This window comes from Pseudomonas sp. GD03875 (genome assembly GCF_029840585.1).
GTDB lineage: Bacteria > Pseudomonadota > Gammaproteobacteria > Pseudomonadales > Pseudomonadaceae > Aquipseudomonas > Aquipseudomonas paralcaligenes.
This window is the reverse complement of record NZ_JAOCCV010000014.1, coordinates 91,448-110,760: the sequence shown is the minus strand read 5'-3', so window position 1 is coordinate 110,760 and position 19,313 is coordinate 91,448. Positions and strand designations below refer to the sequence as shown.

The 19,313-nt window shown below is 67.1% G+C and carries 16 protein-coding genes and 1 tRNA gene; 12 read left to right on the top strand and 5 right to left on the bottom strand.

All coding sequences use genetic code 11. The annotated features are described in order from the left end of the window. Positions 1-94: 94 nt before the first annotated feature. Positions 95-1,174 carry a LacI family DNA-binding transcriptional regulator gene (locus N5D30_RS14420; protein ID WP_279909579.1) on the bottom strand — a complete coding sequence of 360 codons (1,080 nt, stop codon included), beginning with the start codon at positions 1,172-1,174 and terminating at the stop codon, positions 95-97. 286 nt (positions 1,175-1,460) lie between these two features. Between N5D30_RS14420 and N5D30_RS14415 the strand changes: the two genes are divergently transcribed. The 4 genes from N5D30_RS14415 to N5D30_RS14400 all read left to right on the top strand — a co-directional run bounded on the left by N5D30_RS14415 (position 1,461) and on the right by N5D30_RS14400 (position 7,357). Next, positions 1,461-3,674, top strand: a complete 2,214-nt coding sequence (locus N5D30_RS14415) for a TonB-dependent receptor (RefSeq protein WP_279909578.1) — start codon at positions 1,461-1,463, stop codon at positions 3,672-3,674. Between the two features lie 219 nt (positions 3,675-3,893). Continuing rightward, complete coding sequence (locus tag N5D30_RS14410) at positions 3,894-5,219, top strand: LLM class flavin-dependent oxidoreductase (protein ID WP_279909577.1); 1,326 nt, start codon at positions 3,894-3,896, stop codon at positions 5,217-5,219. A 156-nt stretch (positions 5,220-5,375) separates the two neighbouring features. Continuing rightward, positions 5,376-6,419 carry an L-glyceraldehyde 3-phosphate reductase gene (mgrA, locus tag N5D30_RS14405; protein WP_279909576.1) on the top strand — a complete coding sequence of 348 codons (1,044 nt, stop codon included), beginning with the start codon at positions 5,376-5,378 and terminating at the stop codon, positions 6,417-6,419. Between the two features lie 2 nt (positions 6,420-6,421). After that, on the top strand, positions 6,422-7,357 hold the full coding sequence (locus N5D30_RS14400) for an aliphatic sulfonate ABC transporter substrate-binding protein (protein ID WP_279909575.1): 936 nt from the start codon (positions 6,422-6,424) through the stop codon (positions 7,355-7,357). A 93-nt stretch (positions 7,358-7,450) separates the two neighbouring features. On the opposite strand, the gene N5D30_RS14395 is transcribed toward N5D30_RS14400, so the two are convergent. After that, positions 7,451-8,797, bottom strand: coding sequence for an imelysin family protein (locus N5D30_RS14395; protein WP_279909574.1), 1,347 nt, complete (start codon positions 8,795-8,797; stop codon positions 7,451-7,453). Positions 8,798-8,949: 152 nt separating this feature from the next. On the opposite strand from N5D30_RS14395, the gene N5D30_RS14390 reads away from it, so the two are divergent. Continuing rightward, positions 8,950-9,522, top strand: coding sequence for a LemA family protein (locus tag N5D30_RS14390; protein WP_220815518.1), 573 nt, complete (start codon positions 8,950-8,952; stop codon positions 9,520-9,522). A 2-nt stretch (positions 9,523-9,524) separates the two neighbouring features. Beyond that, positions 9,525-10,448 carry a GIDE domain-containing protein gene (locus tag N5D30_RS14385; RefSeq protein WP_279909572.1) on the top strand — a complete coding sequence of 308 codons (924 nt, stop codon included), beginning with the start codon at positions 9,525-9,527 and terminating at the stop codon, positions 10,446-10,448. A 105-nt stretch (positions 10,449-10,553) separates the two neighbouring features. Here N5D30_RS14385 and N5D30_RS14380 read toward each other — a convergent pair whose 3' ends face one another. From N5D30_RS14380 to N5D30_RS14370, 3 genes are all read right to left on the bottom strand, one after another. Next, a complete protein-coding gene (locus N5D30_RS14380) occupies positions 10,554-11,051 on the bottom strand; it encodes an RDD family protein (RefSeq protein WP_279909571.1) in 498 nt (165 codons plus the stop codon). A gap of 124 nt (positions 11,052-11,175) precedes the next feature. Continuing rightward, a complete protein-coding gene (locus tag N5D30_RS14375; RefSeq protein ID WP_021700367.1) occupies positions 11,176-11,388 on the bottom strand; it encodes a cold-shock protein in 213 nt (70 codons plus the stop codon). A 254-nt stretch (positions 11,389-11,642) separates the two neighbouring features. Next, positions 11,643-11,727: transfer RNA gene (locus N5D30_RS14370), tRNA-Leu, on the bottom strand. A gap of 190 nt (positions 11,728-11,917) precedes the next feature. Here N5D30_RS14370 and N5D30_RS14365 point away from each other — a divergent pair. From N5D30_RS14365 to secF, 6 genes are all read left to right on the top strand, one after another. Further along, positions 11,918-13,675, top strand: a complete 1,758-nt coding sequence (locus N5D30_RS14365; protein WP_220815515.1) for a cation:proton antiporter — start codon at positions 11,918-11,920, stop codon at positions 13,673-13,675. Positions 13,676-13,785: 110 nt separating this feature from the next. Then, complete coding sequence (gene queA / locus N5D30_RS14360) at positions 13,786-14,841, top strand: tRNA preQ1(34) S-adenosylmethionine ribosyltransferase-isomerase QueA (RefSeq protein ID WP_279909568.1); 1,056 nt, start codon at positions 13,786-13,788, stop codon at positions 14,839-14,841. 5 nt (positions 14,842-14,846) lie between these two features. Beyond that, positions 14,847-15,965, top strand: a complete 1,119-nt coding sequence (gene tgt / locus N5D30_RS14355) for a tRNA guanosine(34) transglycosylase Tgt (protein WP_279909592.1) — start codon at positions 14,847-14,849, stop codon at positions 15,963-15,965. 112 nt (positions 15,966-16,077) lie between these two features. Then, positions 16,078-16,419, top strand: coding sequence for a preprotein translocase subunit YajC (gene yajC, locus N5D30_RS14350; RefSeq protein WP_279909567.1), 342 nt, complete (start codon positions 16,078-16,080; stop codon positions 16,417-16,419). Positions 16,420-16,479: 60 nt separating this feature from the next. Then, on the top strand, positions 16,480-18,348 hold the full coding sequence (secD, locus tag N5D30_RS14345; RefSeq protein ID WP_279909565.1) for a protein translocase subunit SecD: 1,869 nt from the start codon (positions 16,480-16,482) through the stop codon (positions 18,346-18,348). Between the two features lie 9 nt (positions 18,349-18,357). Then, entirely contained in the window at positions 18,358-19,272 is a 915-nt protein-coding gene (gene secF / locus N5D30_RS14340) for a protein translocase subunit SecF (RefSeq protein WP_279903172.1), read from the top strand. Positions 19,273-19,313: the final 41 nt, after the last annotated feature.

Here is a 19,313-nt window from a genome sequence, read left to right as displayed (position 1 = left end):
ATCGAAGGCGCGGGGGCAGGGCAGGCAGGAAGGCGGCGATTATGCCCTATTCGGCCCGGGCCGAGTCACCGTCCATCCCGTCGTAAGGCTGGTGCTAGGCGCTTTCCCGCACGATCAACCGGCACTGCAGCAGGTTCAGCCGCTCGGGCTCGCCGTCCGTCTCCACCACGCCGAGGCTCTGCAGCACCCGCAGCGCGGCGATCTCGCCGATCTCCCGGGCCGGCGGGCGCACGGTGGTCAGGCTGGGCAGCAGCATCTCGGCGAAGGGATAGTCGCCGAAGCCGATCACCGCGCAGTCATCGGGAATCCGCAGACCGGCGCGCTGGCCGGCGAGCAGGCCGCCGGCGGCCAGGTTGTCGTTGGCGAAGACGATGGCGTCCGGCCGCGGGCTGCGCTTCATCAGGGCGTCCATCGCCTGCTTGCCGGCCTCGAACGGCGCGGCGTCGGCCGAGGGCACGAACACCCAGGGCTCGATGCCGGCGGCGCGCAGGGTGTCGACGTAGCCGTCGCGGCGTTCCAGGGCGCTGAGGTCGCCGGCCGCGCTGTTCTGCACGAAGGCGATGCGGGTGTAGCCCCGCTGCAGCAGGTGGCGGGTGGCGGTCACGCCGACCTCGTAGTGGAGGAAGCCGACCTGCAGCGGCGCGCGCTCGGGGCGGTAGTCCCAGATCTCCACCACCGGCACGTCGGCCTCGGCCAGCAGCTTCTCGGTGCCGGGGCTGTGGAAGTGGCTGGTGACCACCAGCGCCGCCGGCGACCAGCCGAGGAAGGCGCGCACGGCGCTCTCCTCCTGTTCCTCGGAGAAGTAGCTGGAGGCCAGCAGCAACTGGTAGCCGTGCTTCGCCAGGGTGTCGCTGAAGCCCTGGATGGTGGCGGCGAAGATCGGCCCGGAGATGTTCGGGATGACCATGCCGACGATCCGCCCGCGCGCCGAGGCCAGGCCGCCGGCCACCAGGTTGGGCACGTAGCCGAGGTCGGTCACCGCTGCCTGGATGCGTTCGCGCAGCTCGCCCGACACCTGCTCCGGCTGGTTGAAGAAGCGCGACACGCTGATCGCCGAGACGCCGGCCCGCTCGGCCACCTGGCTGAGGGTGACGCGCCCGGCGCCACGGCGCTTGCGCGGGGAGTCCTTGCTGCTGCTCAAGATGAGGTCCCGGAACCGAAAAGGGTCCACCATACTGCATCTGTTAGCGCTAACAAAGGCTTGTGGAAAGACGGGTAGGGTGCGCCGTGCGCACCGATGGACCTGGCGACGGCTGCACGGTGCGCGCGGCGCACCCTACGGTGATACTGGAATATAAAAGTAATTTTTAATTATTTGACGCTCTATTAGGCGCTCTCCGATACTGGTGATGTTAGCGCTAACAAATAATGGGTTGCGCGCACCACGCTGCCACTCGCACGAGCGAGACCAGACACCGACAACCCTGAACCAACACCGTCTGGTCATCTCGGGGCAGCACATGCACAGCAATCGATCCACTCGCCAATTCACCCGCAGCCCGCTGGCCGCGGCCGTTCTCCTCACCACCCTGGGCCAGGCCGCCTGGGCCGAGCAGGTCGCCCGCGACGGCGCCGAACAGGCCACTGCCCTCGGCACCGTGACCGTCACCGCCACCCGCCGCGAAGCCTCGCTGCAGGAAGTGCCGGTGGCCGTCTCGGTGGTCGACGGCGAGCAGCTCGAACGCGGCAACCGCAACAACGTCGCCGCCATCGTCCAGGAAGTGCCGACCCTCAACTACCGGGCCGGCGCCTCGAACAAGGACACCTCGCTGTTCATCCGCGGCGTGGGCACCATCTCCACCTCGCCGGGCGTCGAGCCGACCGTGGCCACTGTGGTCGACGGCGTGGTGTTCGGCCGCCCCGGCCAGTCCACCCTGGACGTGCTCGACCTGCAGCGCATCGAGGTGCTGCGCGGCCCGCAGGGCACCCTGTTCGGCAAGAACGCCTCGGCCGGCGTGCTCAACGTGGTCAGCAAGGACGCGCCGGAAGAAACCGGCGGCTACATCGACTACTCGCACTTCGGCGGCGGCAACGAGAATCGCCTGCGCTTCGGCCTCGGCGGGCGCCTGAACGACAGTCTCAAGGGCTCGCTGAGCACTCTGTGGGGCAGCTACGACGGCAACGTGGAGAACGTTCACAACGGCCACGACGTCAACGGCTACGAGCGCAAGGGCGTGCGCGGCAAGCTGGTGTTCGAGCCGCGCGAGGACTTCAGCTTCACCCTGATCGGCGACTACATGGACGGCGAGGACAGCCTGCCCAGCGGCGTGATCACCTCGGCCAACTCCGCCTTCGCCGGCGTGCTGCGCCCGGTGTCGGTGAGCGGGCACAACCGCGAGATCAACGCCGACTTCAAGACCCGGGTCGAGGACAGCAACACCGGCCTGTCCGGCCAGGCCGACTGGCAGCTGGGCGACTTCACCCTGACCTCGATCACCGCCTGGCGCGGCTGGGACAACACCCAGTACCAGGACGGCGACCGCAGCGCCCAGCTGCCGCTGACCGCCTCCCACGACAAGGGCGAGGTGGACTTCGACCAGTATTCCCAGGAGTTCCGCCTGACCTCGCCCAAGGGCGGCTTCAACGAATACGTGCTCGGCGCCTACTACTTCCACGGCCGCTCCGACGAGGCCTACCAGCGCTGGTCGACCAACGGCGGCGTGCTCAACCACGGCCGCGCCGACTACCGCGTAACCAACGAGAGCGTGGCCCTGTTCGGCGAGAACACCTTCAACTTCACCGACGACTTCCGCGCCCTGCTCGGCCTGCGCTGGACCCATGACGACCTGGAATACGACCACCGCCGGGTGTCCACCTCGGCCACACCGGTCACCGGCATCCAGCCCTCCACCCGCAGCGAAGGTTCGGTGGACGAGGACGGCTTCAGCGGTCGTGCCGGCCTGCAGTACGACTTCACCGACAACCTCACCGGCTACGTCACCTACTCGCGCGGCTACAAGGGCCCGGCCTACAACACCTTCTTCAACATGCAGCCGCGCGACACCGGCGCGCTCAAGCCGGAGACCTCCGACTCCTACGAGGTGGGTCTCAAGAGCACGGCCTGGAACAACCGCCTGACCGCCAACCTGGCCGTGTTCCACACCGACTACGACGACTACCAGGCCAACTTCTTCGACACCGTGGCCAACCAGGTAGTAACGCGCCTGATCAACGCCGGCAGCGTCAAGACCCAGGGCGTGGAGCTGGACGCCAGCCTGCAGGCCACCCGCCAGCTCAAGCTGTCGGCGGCGCTGGCTTACACCCAGGCGCGGGTCGACCACTTCAACTGCCCGGCGGGCGCGGCGGCCACCTGCGACATCGACGGCGGCCGCCTGCCGTTCACCCCGGACTGGAAGAGCTACGTGCGCGCCGACTACAGCATCCCGCTGGACAACGGCCTGGATGTGGAACTGAGCACCGACTACAGCTGGCAGGACGAGGTGCAGTTCAGCCTCGACCAGAACCCGGACACGGTGCAGGGCGCCTACGGCATCTGGAACGCCAGCGTCGCCCTGGCCGACTACAACGCCGGCTGGCGCGTGGCCCTGCTGGGCAAGAACCTCGCCGACAAGTCCTACGCCCAGGCCCTGGCCAGCGGCGGCAGCTATATCTACCGCGCGGTGCCGCGCGACGACCAGCGCTACTTCGGCGTGCAGCTGCGCAAGGACTTCTGAGCCATTCGGCCGCCACGCGGGTTGCACCCGCCCTACGGGCTGGATAGGCCGTGGTGCGCGCGGCGCACCCTACCTTGACCCGTGCGCACGACCCGTAGGGTGCGCCATGCGCACCGCTTCCGTGGCCATGGCGCACCGTATGGACCCGCCGCGTGCAGAACCCGTCCGAGCTGGCGCAGAACGGCCGGGCGGCATTGTCATCGATCCAGGTACTTCTTCATGACCCAACCCCGTCAACTAAGCCTCGGCGCCTTCCTCATGGCCACCGGGCACCACATCGCCGCCTGGCGCCACCCGGACGTGGTGCCCAACCCGCTGGACTTCGCCCAGTACCGCCGCGCCGCGCAGATCGCCGAGGCGGCCAGGTTCGACGCCCTGTTCGTCGCCGACAGCGTGGCGGCGCCGAGCGACGCCATCGCCAGCCGCACGCCGCGCTCGGTGTACTTCGAGCCGCTGACCCTGCTCTCGGCGCTGGCCGCCGTCACCGAGCGCATCGGCCTGGTCAGCACGGTGACCACCAGCTACAACGAGCCGTACCACGTGGCGCGCAAGTTCGCCTCGCTGGACCATATCTCCGGCGGCCGCGCCGGCTGGAACCTGGTGACCTCGGACGCCGCCGCCGAGGCCTTCAACTTCGGCCGCGACGCGCACATCCCGCACGCCGAGCGCTACACCCGCGCCCGCGAGTTCCACCAGGTGGTGCGCGGCCTGTGGGACAGCTGGGCCGACGATGCCTTCGTCCACGACCAGGCCGGCGGGCGCTTCTACGACCCGGCCAGGCTGCATGTGCTCGACCACCACGGCGAACACTTCCGCGTGCGCGGCCCGCTCAACGTCGCCCGCTCGCCCCAGGGCCGGCCGGTGGTGGTGCAGGCCGGCTCCTCGGAGACCGGCCGCGAGCTGGCCGCCGAGACCGCCGAGGTGGTGTTCACCGCGCAGACCTCGCTGGCCAATGCCCAGGCCTTCTATGCCGACCTCAAGGGTCGCCTGGGCAAGTACGGGCGCGGCGAGGACGAGCTGAAGATCATGCCCGGCGTGTTCGTGGTGGTCGGCGACAGCGAGGCCGAGGCCCGCGAGAAGTTCGAGCAGTTCCAGGCGCTGGTCGAGCCCGAGGTGGGTGTGGCCTTGCTCGGCCGCATGCTGGGCAACTTCGACCTGTCCGGCTACCCGCTGGATGGCCCGCTGCCGGAGCTGCCGCTGACCGACAACGGCCAGCGCAGTCGCCAGGTGCTGCTCACCGAACTGGCCGGCAACGAGAACCTGACCCTGGCCCAACTCGGCCGGCGCATCGCCGGCGGGCGTGGCCACCACAGCCTGATCGGCACGCCGACGCAGATCGCCGACGAGCTGCAGGCCTGGTTCGAGGGCCGCGGCGCCGACGGTTTCAACGTGCTGGTGCCGCACATGCCGGCCGGCCTGGAGGACGTTGCCACCAAGGTAGTGCCCGAACTGCAGCGGCGTGGCCTGTTCCGCACCGAATACCGCGGCCGCACCCTGCGCGAGCACCTCGGCTTGCCGTATCCAAGCAACCCCTTCTTCACCTGACGCCGAACAACCCCCTCTCCCTCCGGGAGAGGGCCGGGGTGAGGGTGCTATGGGCGACTCGGAGCAGCCTGGAAGCCCCTCACCCCTACGCGGGCCGCCCCGGCCCCTCTCCCGCAGGAGAGGGGAGACCGTACACCGATACGCCAAGGATTCCCCATGACCTACATCCCCGCCGCCAACCGCTACCAGCGCATCCCCTACCGCCGCGTCGGTCGCAGCGGCCTGCTGCTGCCGGCCCTGTCCCTGGGCCTGTGGCACAACTTCGGCGACGCCATGCCGATCGATACCCAGCGCGCGCTGCTGCGCACCGCCTTCGACCTGGGCATCACCCACTTCGACCTGGCCAACAACTACGGCCCGCCCTACGGCAGCGCCGAGAGCAACTTCGGCCGCCTGCTGCAGGAAGACTTTAAGGCCCACCGCGATGAACTGATCATCTCCACCAAGGCCGGCTGGGACATGTGGCCGGGGCCGTACGGCCAGGGCGGCAGCTCGCGCAAGTACCTGATCTCCAGCCTCGACCAGAGCCTGCAGCGCCTGGGCCTGGACTACGTGGACATCTTCTACTCGCACCGCTTCGACGCCGACACGCCGCTGGAGGAGACCGCCATCGCCCTGGCCGACATCGTCCGCCAGGGCAAGGCGCTGTACGTCGGCATCTCCTCCTACTCGGCGGGCAAGACCCGCGAGATCGCCGCGCTGCTGCGTGAGCTGAAGGTACCGCTGCTGATCCACCAGCCGGCCTACAACCTGTTCAACCGCTGGATCGAGCAGGACCTGCTCGACGCTACCGACGAGCTGGGCGCCGGCGTCATCGTGTTCACCGCCCTGGCCCAGGGCCTGCTCAGCGACAAGTACCTCGATGGCATCCCGCAGGACGCGCGGGTCAACCGCCCGGGCGGCGCCTCGCTGCGTCCGGAGCACCTGTCCGAGGCCAACATCGCCCGCGCTCGCGCCTTGAACGAGATCGCCGCGCGGCGCGGGCAGAGTCTGGCCCAGCTGGCGCTGGCCTGGACCCTGCGCGATCCGCGGGTCAGCTCAGCGTTGATCGGCGCCAGCCGCCCGGAGCAGATCGTCGAGAACGTCGCCGCCCTGGACAACCTGGCGTTCAGCGCCGAGGAACTGGCCGAGATCGACCGCTACGCGGTGGAGGGCGGCATCAATCTCTGGGAAAAACCGTCCACCGACTGGCAGGAGTGAAGATGAAGACCATCCGATTCGGCGCCGCCGTGCTGGCGCTGCTGGCCCTCGCCGGCGTGGCGCGGGCGGCCGAGCCCGAGGTGCTGCGCATCGGCTTCCAGAAGGGCTCCACCAGCCTGGTGCTGGCCAAGGAACACCGGATGCTGGAGAAGCGATTCCCCGAGGTGCGGGTGCAGTGGATCGAATTCCCGGCCGGGCCGCAGATGTTGGAGGCGCTGAATATCGGCAGCCTGGACGTCGGCTCCACCGGCGACATCCCGCCGCTGTTCGCCCAGGCCGCCGGGGCTGACCTGCTGTACATCGGCGCCGAGCCGCCCAAGCCGCAGGCCGAGGTGATCCTGGTGGCGGCTGATAGCCCGATCCAGGCGGTGGCTCAGCTCAAGGGCAAGCGCGTGGCGCTGCAGAAGGGCTCCAGCGCGCACAGCCTGGTGCTGCGCGCGCTGGCCCGTGAAGGTTTGACGTTCGCCGATATCCAGCCGATCTACCTGCCGCCGGCCGACGCCCGCGCCGCCTTCGAGCGTGGCAGCGTGGATGCCTGGGCGATCTGGGACCCGTTCTACTCCGCCATCGAGCTGGAAGGCCGCGCGCGGCTGCTGGCCAACGGCGAGGGCCTCGACCTGAGCGGGCCCTTCGTGCTCGCGGCGCGGCCGTTCGCCGAGGCTCACCCGCGATTCCTGCCTGAACTGCTCGCCGAGCTGAACCGCGCCGAGGCGCTGACCCGCAGCGACGAAGCCGCCAGCATCGCCCTGCTGGCACGGGTCACCGGCCTGGGCGAGGCGGTGATCGCACGGGCCTTCAGCCACCGCCCGCCATCACCGATCGGCCCGCTGACGGCCGAGATCGTCGCCGCACAGCAGCGCACAGCCGACCTGTTCTTCGAACATCGTCTGTTGCCACGCAGGGTGGATGTGGCCGCAGCCGTGCAGCGGACGGACTGAGCCTGGGAGAGGGGAGAGGGGAGAGGGTAAAGCGGAGGAGGGAAAAGAACGGACGGGCCTCGTGAGCCCGTCCGTTTTACTGCTGGCGACCGATCAGAACTCGTGGTCGGCGGTGTCCGGGTTTAGGTCGCTGATGCCCAGCACGGCGGAGGCCTTCTCGATGGAGCCGGTCTGCTTGACCAGCGCGGCGATGGCGTCACGCACCAGCTGCTGGCCGTCCGCGTTGTCGGCGGCGATCAGCTGGTCGAAGTGCACGTTGTTCTTCTCGGCGCTGTCGACCAGGGCCTGCAGCTTGGCCTCGGTGGTTTCCAGGTCGGCCTTGAGAGCGCTGTCGGCCTGGGCGTCCAGCTTGGCGACCAGGGAGGACAGGCTCGGGCCGGTCAGGGTGGTGCCGTCGACCTTCTTGTACTCGCCCAGGTAGATGTTGCGGATGCCCTTGCCGTTGTAGAAGTGCGAGTTGTGGGTGTTGTCGCTGAAGCAGTCGTGCTCGTCTTCGGTGGAGTTGGCTTCCAGGGCGACCTTCATGCGCTCGCCGGCCAGCTCGCCGAGGGACAGGCTGCCCATGCCGAACAGCATCTTGCGCAGGCCGCTCTCGGCCGACTCGGCCTCCAGCTTGGCGCGGTAGTTGTCGGCGACGCCGGCCTTCCACTGCTCGACCATACCGTCCAGATCAGCGACCAGCAGGTCGGTGGCGGCCTTCAGGTAGGTGCGGCGACGCTCGTTGTTGCCGCCGGTGGCGCCTTCGCCGGTCAGGTAGTCGGTGTAGGGACGGTTGCCGGCGCCCGGGTTGGTGCCGTTCAGGTCCTGGCCCCAGAGCAGGAATTCGATGGCGTGGTAGCCGGTGGCGACGTTGGCCTCGGAACCGCCCAACTCGTTCAGCTCGGCCAGTTTCTCGCCAGTGATCTCGGTGACGTCGATCTTGTCTTCGCCGACCTGGATGGTGGTGTTGGCGATGATGTTGGCGCTGGCGCCCGGGTTGCCCAGCGCGTGCTGGTAGTCGCCGGCCACGTAGTCGATCAGGCCTTCGTCCAGCGGCCAGGCGTTCAGCTGGCCTTCCCAGTCGTCGACCACGGCGTTGCCGAAGCGGAACACCTCGGTCTGCATGTACGGCACGCGGGCCGCCAGCCAGGCTTCCTTGGCGGCCTTCAGGGTGTCTTCGCTGGGGTTGGCGAGGAAGGCGTCGATGGCGCTCTGCAGGCTCTTGCCGGTGCTGGCGGCGTCGCTGAACACGGCCAGGGCGAGGTCGGCGTAGTGGGCGACCACGGCCTTGGCAGCGGCTTCGTCCACTTTGTTCGCAGCGGCGGCGGCCGGGGCTTCGGTGTTGGCGGCGGCCGGCGCCTGGGCTTGCGGCGCGGCGGCCTCTTTCTTGTCGTCGCCGCAGCCGGCGAGGGAAATGGCGAGGGCCAGCAGGCTGGCGGTGGCCAGGGGCATGCGAGTCATGGCGGAGTCCTTTGCTTCTAGTGTTGGAAGGCGGGAAAACCGCCCAATGATGCGAAAGATTTTCATTAATTGCAAAGCCGTTTTCCCGCGCTGCGTTGAGAGGCGGGACGCGCTGTCGCTAGAATGCCGGCAGTCCACAAGGAGCGTTGTCCATGAGCCTCACTGCCGTCGTCGTACTCGTCGTGCTGTTCCTCCTCGCCGCCTGGGCGGTGGTCCTCTACAACGGCCTGGTGCGCCTCAAGCACGGGGTGAGCAAGGCCTGGTCGAACATCGACGTGCTGCTCAAGCAGCGCCACGACGAACTGCCCAAGCTGGTGGAGACCTGCAAGCAGTACATGCAGCACGAGCGCACCACCCTGGAGCGGGTGGTGGCCGCCCGCAGCGCCGTGGCCAGTGCCCGCGAGCAGCATGACGTGGGCGCCCTGGGCAAGGCCGAGAGCACCCTGCGCGCCGGCCTGGGCCAGTTGTTCGCCCTGGCCGAGAACTACCCGGACCTCAAGGCCAACGAGAGCTTCCAGCACCTGCAGCAGCGCATCTCCGGCCTGGAGAACGCCATCGCCGACCGCCGCGAGCTGTACAACGAAGCGGTCAACCTGAACAACGTGCGCATCGAGCAGTTCCCCGACGTGATCCTGGCACGCCTGTTCGCCTTCAAGGAAGCCGAGCTGCTGCAGTTCAGCGAGGAAGAGAAGGCCGACGTCGACCTCAAGTCGCTGTTCAACTGAGCATGGATGTCGGTGGGCTGGCGATCAGCCTGTTCTTCAGCGTCGGCACCTGCGCCGGCGGCGGCTGGTGGTGCATCAGGCGCCTGTCCGAGGCGCGCTTCCTGCTCAACACGCCGACCTCGAAGATCCGCTCGGCGGCGCAGGGGTACGTCGAGCTTTACGGTGTTCTGCATGCCCATGACGAAGGCGAGGTGCGCGCGCCGTTGTCCGGCACGTCCTGCCTGTGGTGGCGCTTCAAGGTCGAGGAATACAGCGAGCAGGGCAAGCGCCGCTCCTGGCGCGTGCTCGAGAGCGGCACCAGCGAGGCCTGGCTGCGCCTGCGCGACGCCACCGGCGAATGCCTGATCAACCCGCGCGGCGCGGAGGTGCGGCCGGTCGTCCGCGAAACCTGGTACGGCAACGAGCGCCGGCCCATGGGCAACCCCAACGGGCCGAGCCTGGGGCTGTTCGGCATGCTGCTCGGCGGTAGCGGCCACTACCGCTATACCGAGGAGCGCCTGCACGCCGACCAGCCCCTCTACGCCATCGGCAATTTCCGCACCCTGGGCGGCGCCGAGGCCTTCGACCTGACCCAGGCGCAGGGCGAGGTGATCCGCGAGTGGAAGAGCGACTTCGCCGGCCTGGTGCAGCGCTTCGACGTCAATGGCGACGGCCAGCTGGACACTTCGGAGTGGGAGCGCATGCGCCAGTCGGCGCGGGCCGAGGCCCAGCGGCGCCACGCGGCGCGCGGCGAGGCGCCGGTGCATCACCAGCTGAGCCGGCCGGGAGAGTCCTATCCCTTCATTCTTTCCAACAGCGGGGAGGACGAACTGGCGCGGCGCTTCTACTGGCAGGCAGCCGGCGGCGCGATCGTCTGCCTGATCGGGGCGCTGGCGACCGCCTGGCTGGTCAGCAACGTGCTGATACCGGGGCTGGCTGCCGGCTGAGCGTTTGCAACGGAGAGCATCGTCTGGTCAGACGCCCCGTGGGAGCGGCCTTGGCCGCGAGCTTTTTCTCTCAGCCCCGAAAACAGCTCGCAGCCAAGGCCGCACCTATTTCTTGTGAATGCCCTTGGGCAGCTGCACCACGCGGCTTTCCGAATAGATGTCGTGCCAGCTGCGCTTCTCCTTGTCCCACAGCGCCCAGAGGAAGCCGAGGCCGAGGAACAGCCAGGAGCCGATGGCCACCACGAAGCGCAGCAGCGCCTGCCACAGGCTGATGGCCGAGCCGTCCGCGTTCTGGATGCGCAGGCCCCAGGCCTGCATGCCGAGGGTCTGGCCGTTGTGGGTCCAGAACTTGGCGAAGAAACCGAACAGGCTGAGCAGCACCAGGCTGGCCAGCAGCGGGTCGTTGTCCAGGGCGCCCATCTCGGACAGCTCCATCAGCCGTTCGCCGCCGTAGATCATCCGCAGCAGGCCCTGCTGGTAGATCAGGCCGACCACCATCACCAGCGCGACGCACAGCAGGAAGTCGTAGAACATCGCGGCGAAGCGGCGGATCAGGCCGGCGACGGGGAAGTCGCCCTGGGGGCGCAGCATGTGCTTGGGCATGGACAGCTCGACAGGGAAGGGAACCGCGCCGGATTGTACGGGCTGGAAACGCCGGGCACAAAAATCACCGGGCACAAAAAAGCCCCTGATGTCGCCATCAGGGGCTCTTTCGTAGCAGCAGCGATTAGCCCAGAACCTGGACCTTGTCGGCTTGCATGCCTTTCTGGCCTTGCACGGCTTCGAAAGTCACTTTCTGGCCTTCTTTCAGGCTGCGGAAGCCACTACCTTCGATAGCGCGGAAGTGCACGAACAGATCCGGACCGCTCTCGGGGGTGATGAAGCCGAAGCCCTTCTCGTCGTTGAACCATTTGACGGTGCCGGTTTGACGATTCGACATTGTCTTATTTCCTTGAAACTAGAGTTGATGACAGCCTCCCGGATTTTCAGGCGCGAGAGGGCTGGAACTGGTTGCAGAGAGTAAGAGAAGTCGAGCGGGATGTAGCGGATCTTGGGATCTACTGCACCAGGTCACGATTCAAGGCGACCCATGCAAACACAGTTGACCCACTCTACGCTAACTCAAACTCATTTGCCAAGCCCCCTGGAACAGGCGATTCCAGGGGCCTCGCAGGCAATTTGGGAGGGATATCGTGGTGCCCCGGGAGAGACTCGAACTCTCACTTCTTTCGAAAACGGATTTTGAATCCGCCGCGTCTACCGATTCCGCCACCGAGGCACGATGGGCGCGCAGTATAGGGAGGCGCCGGAAGGCGGTCAATTGCGCTTCGGTTCTGCCATCTGAGCTTACAAAATCCTGGACCGGCATCGATAAGTCCGGTAAATCAAGATGTTAGGCTTTGACATCTATTTTCGCGGTGGCCGCGCACGTGGCGCCGGGGGCGCTTACACAGGGGAGGGACGCCGCGATGCATGCCGTAAGCTTCATCCAGGATCTGGCCGTGATCATGCTGGTCGCCGGCGTGGTCACCATTCTGTTCCATCGCATGCGCCAGCCCGTGGTGCTCGGTTACATCCTCGCCGGCTTCCTCATCGGCCCGCACACGCCGCCCTTCGGCCTGATCCACGAAGAAGAAACGATCAAGATCCTCGCCGAGCTGGGGGTGATCTTCCTGATGTTCTTCCTCGGCCTCGAATTCAGTCTGCGCAAGCTGTTCAGCGTCGGCTCCACCGCCTTCATCGCGGCGTCGCTGGAGATCGGCCTGATGCTGTGGATCGGCTACGAGATCGGCAGCTACTTCGGCTGGAGCAAGATGGACTCGCTGTTCCTCGGCGGCATCCTGGCGATCTCCTCGACCACCATCATCATCAAGGCGCTCAATGACCTGAAGCTGAAGAACGAGCGCTTCGCCCAACTGATCTTCGGCGTGCTGATCGTCGAGGACATCCTCGGCATCGGCATCATCGCCCTGCTGTCCGGCATCGCGGTGACCGGTTCGGTGGAGACCGGCGAGGTGTTCGCCACCGTCGGCAAGCTGTCGCTGTTCATGATCGTAGCGCTGGTGATCGGCATCCTGCTGGTGCCGCGCCTGCTCGCCTACGTGGCCCGCTTCGAGAGCAACGAAATGTTGCTGGTCACCGTGCTGGGCCTGTGCTTCGGCTTCTGCCTGCTGGTGGTCAAGCTGGAGTACAGCATGGTGCTGGGCGCCTTCCTGATCGGCGCGATCATGGCCGAGTCGCGCCAGCTGCCGCAGATCGAGCGCCTGATCGAGCCGGTGCGCGACATGTTCAGCGCGATCTTCTTCGTCGCCATCGGCCTGCTGATCGACCCGAACATCCTCATCGAGTACACCGTGCCGATCCTGGTGATCACGGTGGCGGTGATCGTCGGCAAGGTGGTGTCCTGCGGCCTCGGTGCCTTCATCGCCGGCAACGACGGGCGTACCTCGCTGCGCGTCGGCATGGGTCTGTCGCAGATCGGCGAGTTCTCCTTCATCATCGCCGCGCTGGGCATGACCCTGCAGGTCACCAGCGACTTCCTCTATCCGGTGGCGGTGGCCGTGTCGGCCATCACCACGCTGACCACGCCCTACCTGATCCGCGCCGCCGACCCCTTCTCCAACACCCTGGCACGGGTGATGCCGGAGCGTATCGCGCGCATCTTCAATCTGTACGGCGACTGGCTGCGCAGCATCCAGCCCCAGGGCCAGAACGTCATGCTGATGAGCATGATCCGGCGCATCCTGCTGCAGGTGGGCGTCAACATCGCCCTGGTGGTGGCATTCTTCCTCGGTGCCCGCTACTTCGCCGCGACCCTGGAGGGCTACCTGGCGCCCTGGGTCGAGGGGGAGAACGTTCAGCGCTCCCTGGTGTGGGGAGGCGCGCTGCTGGTGTCGCTGCCGTTCCTGGTCGCCGCCTACCGCAAGCTGAAGGCACTGGCCATGCTGCTCGCCGAGCTGGCGGTGCGCCCGGAGAAGGCCGGCCGGCACACGGTGCGCGTGCGCAAGGTGATCGCCGAGCTGATCCCGCTGTTCTCCCTGGTGGTGATCATGCTGCTGCTGATGGCGCTGTCGGCCAGCATCCTGCCGACCGTCGAGGCGCTGGTGGTGATCGGCCTGGTGGCGGTCGGCGCCATCGCCTTGCTGTGGCGCTGGCTGATCCGCCTGCATTCGCGGATGCAGATCGCCCTGCTGGAGACGCTGGAGCAGGACAAGCACGGGCATTGAGGTCGCAGGGCGCCGGGGTTCCGGCGAGCCGCGCAGCGCCTTCAGTCGGCCGGTGCGTGGCCCGCGGGCCCGCTTTCCGGTAAGCTCTGCGCCCCCTGCGAGACTGACCCATGCGTGTTGCCGACTTCCATTTCGACCTGCCTGACGCCCTGATCGCCCGTCATCCGCTGGCCGAGCGGCGCTCCAGCCGCCTGCTGGTGCTGGACGGCGCGAGCGGCGAACTGGCGCACCGGCGCTTCGCCGACCTGCTCGACTACCTGCGCCCCGGCGACCTGATGGTGTTCAACGACACCCGGGTGATCCCGGCGCGCCTGTTCGGCCACAAGGCCTCCGGCGGCAAGCTGGAAATCCTGGTCGAGCGGGTGCTGGACAGCCATCGGGTGCTGGCCCACGTGCGTTCCAGCAAGTCGCCCAAGCCGGGCTCGCTGATCCATATAGAAGGTGGCGGCGAGGCCGAGATGGTCGCCCGCCACGACGCGCTGTTCGAGCTGCGCTTCGGCGAAGAGGTGCTGCCGCTGCTGGAGCGGGTCGGCCACATGCCGCTGCCGCCCTATATCGATCGCGCCGACGATGCTTCCGACCACGAGCGCTACCAGACCGTCTATTCCGACCGCGACAAGGCCGGCGCCGTGGCCGCACCGACCGCCGGGCTGCACTTCGACGAGGCGCTGCTGGCGGCGATCCGCGACAAGGGTGTGGACACCGCCTTCGTCACCCTGCACGTCGGCGCCGGCACCTTCCAGCCGGTGCGGGTCGAGCTCATCGAGGACCACCACATGCACCGCGAGTGGCTGCAGGTCGGCCAGGACGTGGTCGACGCGGTCGCCGCCTGTCGCGCCCGCGGCGGCCGGGTGATCGCGGTGGGCACCACCAGCGTGCGTTCCCTGGAGAGCGCCGCCCGCGACGGCCAGCTCAAGGCGTTCAGCGGCGACACCGACATCTTTCTCTACCCGGGCAAGACCTTCCATGTGGTCGATGCCCTGGTCACCAACTTCCACCTGCCGGAATCGACCCTGCTGATGCTGGTATCGGCCTTCGCCGGCTACCCCGAGACCATGGCCGCCTACGCCGCGGCGGTCGAGGCGCAGTACCGCTTCTTCAGCTACGGCGACGCCATGTTCATCACCCGCAACCCCGACCCGCGCGGTCCCGAGGAGACTCCATGAGCCACATGTCCTTCGAGCTGCTGGCCAGCGACGGCCGTGCCCGCCGCGGCCGCCTGACCTTCCCCCGCGGCGTGGTGGAGACCCCGGCTTTCATGCCGGTGGGCACCTACGGCACGGTCAAGGGCATGCTGCCGCGCGACATCGAGGCCATCGGCGCGCAGATCATCCTCGGCAACACCTTCCACCTGTGGCTGCGTCCTGGCACCGAGGTGATCAAGAAGCACGGCGACCTGCATGACTTCATGCAGTGGCAGGGGCCGATCCTCACCGATTCGGGCGGCTTCCAGGTGTTCAGCCTGGGCGCCATGCGCAAGATCAAGGAGGAGGGCGTCTACTTCGCCTCGCCGGTCGATGGCGCCAAGGTGTTCATGGGGCCGGAAGAGTCCATGCAGGTCCAGCGCGACCTGGGCTCGGACATCGTGATGATCTTCGATGAATGCACCCCGTACCCGGCCGACTTCGACACCGCCAAGCGCTCCATGGAACTGTCGCTGCGCTGGGCCAAGCGCTCGAAGAACGCCCACGAGGGCAATCCCTCGGCGCTGTTCGGCATCGTCCAGGGCGGCATGCACGAGGAACTGCGCCTGCGCTCCCTGGAAGGGCTGCTGGAGATCGGCTTCGACGGCCTGGCCATCGGCGGCCTCTCGGTAGGCGAGCCGAAGGAAGAGATGATCCGCGTGCTGGACTTCCTGCCGCCGCACCTGCCGGCCGACAAGCCGCGCTACCTGATGGGCGTGGGCAAGCCGGAAGACCTGGTCGAGGGTGTGCGCCGCGGGGTGGACATGTTCGACTGCGTGATGCCGACCCGCAACGCGCGCAACGGCCACCTGTTCATCGACACCGGGGTGATCAAGATACGCAACGCCGTGCACAAGCACGACGACTCGCCGCTGGACCCGGCCTGCGACTGCTACACCTGCCAGCACTTCTCCCGCGCTTACCTCTACCACCTGGACAAATGCGGCGAAATGCTGGGAAGCATGCTCAATACCATCCACAACTTGCGCCATTACCAGCGCCTCATGGCTGGTTTGCGCGAGGCAATTCAACAGGGTACATTGGCCGCCTTTGTCGACGCCTTCTATGCCCGGCGCGGACTGCCGACGCCGCCGCTGGAGCCCTGAGAGTGGCCGGGCGGTTGAAATTTACCGCTTCGCCTCCATCTATGCGCGATGGCCGACAACAGCCGGCCAACCAGACAACAACAGTTTCCAGACCTCGAAATAGGAGTTTTCCATGAGCTTTCTGATTCCCGCCGCCTATGCCGACGCCGCCGTGCCGGCCGCTGCCGCCGGCCCCGCCGGTACCGGCTTCGAGTGGGTGTTCCTGATTGGCTTCCTGGTCATCTTCTATCTGATGATCTGGCGTCCCCAGGCCAAGCGCGCCAAGGAGCACAAGAACCTGCTCGGCGGCCTGCAGAAGGGCGACGAGGTCGTGACCAGCGGCGGCATCGCCGGCAAGGTCACCAAGGTGACCGACGACTTCGTGGTGATCGAGGTTTCCGACAACGTCGAGCTCAGGTTCCAGAAGCAGGCCATCGCGGCGACCCTGCCGAAGGGCACCCTGAAAGCCATCTAACGATTCATCTTCAGTCACGACGGGGCGCTTCAGGCGCCCCGTGTCATAACGGGCGGCGTCATGCTCAACAAATATCCTCTGTGGAAGTACCTGCTGATCCTGGCCGTACTGGCCGTCGGCTTAATCTATTCCGCGCCCAATCTGTACCCGGATGACCCGGCCATCCAGATCAGCGGCGCCAGCTCCGCGCTCGAGATCGGCCAGGCCGACCTCGACCGCGTCGGCAAGGCGCTCGAAGAAGCGGGCATCAAGGTCAAGGACGCGAGCCTGACCGGCCAGGGCAAGGGCGGCCTGATCCGCCTGTTCAAGCTCGGCGACCAGCTGCCGGCCAAGGAACTGGTGCGCCGTTCCCTCGGCGACGACTACGTAGTGGCGCTGAACCTGGCCCCGACCACGCCCCAGTGGCTGCGCAGCCTCGGCGCCGGCCCGATGAAGCTGGGCCTCGACCTGTCCGGCGGCGTGCACTTCCTGCTGGAAGTGGACATGGACAAGGCCATGGACGCCCGCCTCAAGGTCTACGAGAGCGAGATCAAGAGCCTGCTGCGCAAGGAGCGCGTGCGCTACCGCAGCCTGCCGCAGCAGGACGGCGCCATCCAGCTGGGCTTCTCCGACGGCGAGTCGCTGGAGAAGGCCCGTGGCCTGATCACCAAGAACTTCAACGACTTCGACCTGACCACCGCCGAGCGCAACGGTCTGTCGGTGCTGCGCCTGCCGCTGAGCGAGGCCAAGCGCGCGGAAATCCGCGAATACTCGATCAAGCAGAACCTGACCACCGTGCGCAACCGGGTCAACGAGCTGGGCGTGGCCGAGCCGCTGGTCCAGCGCCAGGGCGCCAACCGCATCGTGGTCGAGCTGCCGGGCGTGCAGGACACCGCCGAAGCCAAGCGCATCCTCGGCAAGACCGCCAACCTGGAATTCCGTCTGCAGGCCGAGTCCGAGGCGCCGCGTGCCACCACCGAGCCCTTCGAGTTCCGCGAGTCCGGCCGCCCGGCCGTGCTGCTGGAGCGGAGCCTGATCATCACCGGTGACCAGGTCACCGACGCCCAGGCCAGCTACGACGAGAACGGCCGGCCCCAGGTCAACATCCGCCTGGACGGCCACGGCGGCGAGCTGATGAACCGCGCCACCCGCAACAACGTGGGCCGCAGCATGGCGGTGATCTTCATCGAGCAGAAGCCGGTGACCCAGTACGTCAAGCAGGTGGTCGACGGCGTCGAGAAGGAAGTGGCCGTCTCCTCCTTCAAGGAAGAGAAGAAGATCATCAGTCTGGCCACCATCCAGTCGGCGCTGGGCAGCCAGTTCCGCATCACCGGCCTGGACGGCAAGGGCGAATCCTCCGAACTGGCCCTGCTGCTCCGCGCGGGCGGTCTGGCGGCGCCGATGTACTTCGCCGAGGAACGCACCATCGGCCCGAGCCTGGGTGCCGAGAACATCGCCAAGGGCATCGACTCCACCTGGTGGGCGCTGGTCTTCGTATCGATCTTCGTGATCCTGATCTACAAGTTCTTCGGGATCCTGGCGACCGTGGCGCTGGCCTTCAACCTGGTGTTGCTGGTCGGCCTGATGTCGGTGATCGGCGCGACGCTGACGCTGCCCGGCATCGCCGGTATCGTGCTGACGCTGGGCATGGCGGTGGACGCCAACGTGCTGATCTACTCGCGGATACGTGAGGAGCTGAACAACGGCATGGCGGTGCAGCGGGCCATCCACGAGGGCTTCGACCGCGCCTATTCGGCGATCATCGACAGTAACCTCACCACCCTGCTGGTCGGCGGCATCCTGTTCGCCCTCGGCACGGGGCCGGTCAAGGGCTTCGCAGTCACCATGTCGCTGGGCATCCTGACCTCGATGTTCACGGCGATCATGTTCACCCGCGGCATGGTCAACCTGATCTTCGGTGGCCGTAACATGAAGAAGCTGTGGATCTGAGGAATGGCCATGATCAAGAACACCATCCGTTTCATGGCGATCCGCAACATCGCGTTCGCCATCACCGTGCTGCTGACCCTCATCGGCTTCGGCGCCCTGTTCGCCAAGGGCCTGAACTTTGGCCTGGACTTCACCGGCGGCACCCTGATCGAGCTGCAATACGAGAAGCCGGCCGATCTGGAACTCATCAAGCGCGAGCTGGGCGAGGCCGGATACACCGACGCGGTCGTGCAGAGCTTCGGCGCCACCACCGACGTGCTGGTGCGCCTGGCTGGTGACGATCCGCAGTTGGGCCGGCAGGTCGCCGACGCGCTGCAGAAGATCGACCCGGACAGCCGGTTCGAGCTCAAGCGCGTCGAGTTCGTCGGCCCGCAGGTGGGTGAGGAGCTGCGCGATCAGGGCGGTTTGGCCATGCTGCTGGCGCTGGCCGGCATCCTGCTGTACCTGGCCTTCCGCTTCCAGTGGAAGTTCGGCGTCGGCGCGGTCGCCTCGCTGTTCCACGACACCGTGCTGACCCTGGGTATCCTGGCCTTCTTCCAGATTCCCTTCGACCTGACGGTGCTGGCGGCGGTGCTGGCGATGATCGGCTACTCGCTGAACGACACGATCATCATCTACGACCGTATCCGCGAGAACTTCCGTGTTCTGCGCAAGGCCGACCTGATCGAGAACATCGATATCTCGGTCACCCAGACCCTGCTGCGGACCATCGCCACTTCGTTCTCCACCGCGCTGGCGCTCATCGCGCTGCTGGTGTTCGGCGGCGATACCCTGGCCAACTTCGCCCTGACCCTGCTGGTCGGCGTGGTGGTGGGTACCTACTCGTCGGTCTACATCGGCGCGACCGTGCTGGTCTGGCTGAAGCTGACCAGCGAGGACCTGATTCCTCCGACGGTCGCCGAAGAGGTGGATGAGCGTCCCTGAATCCGCTCAGGTCGTCCGACGAAGCCCGGCCCCGTGCCGGG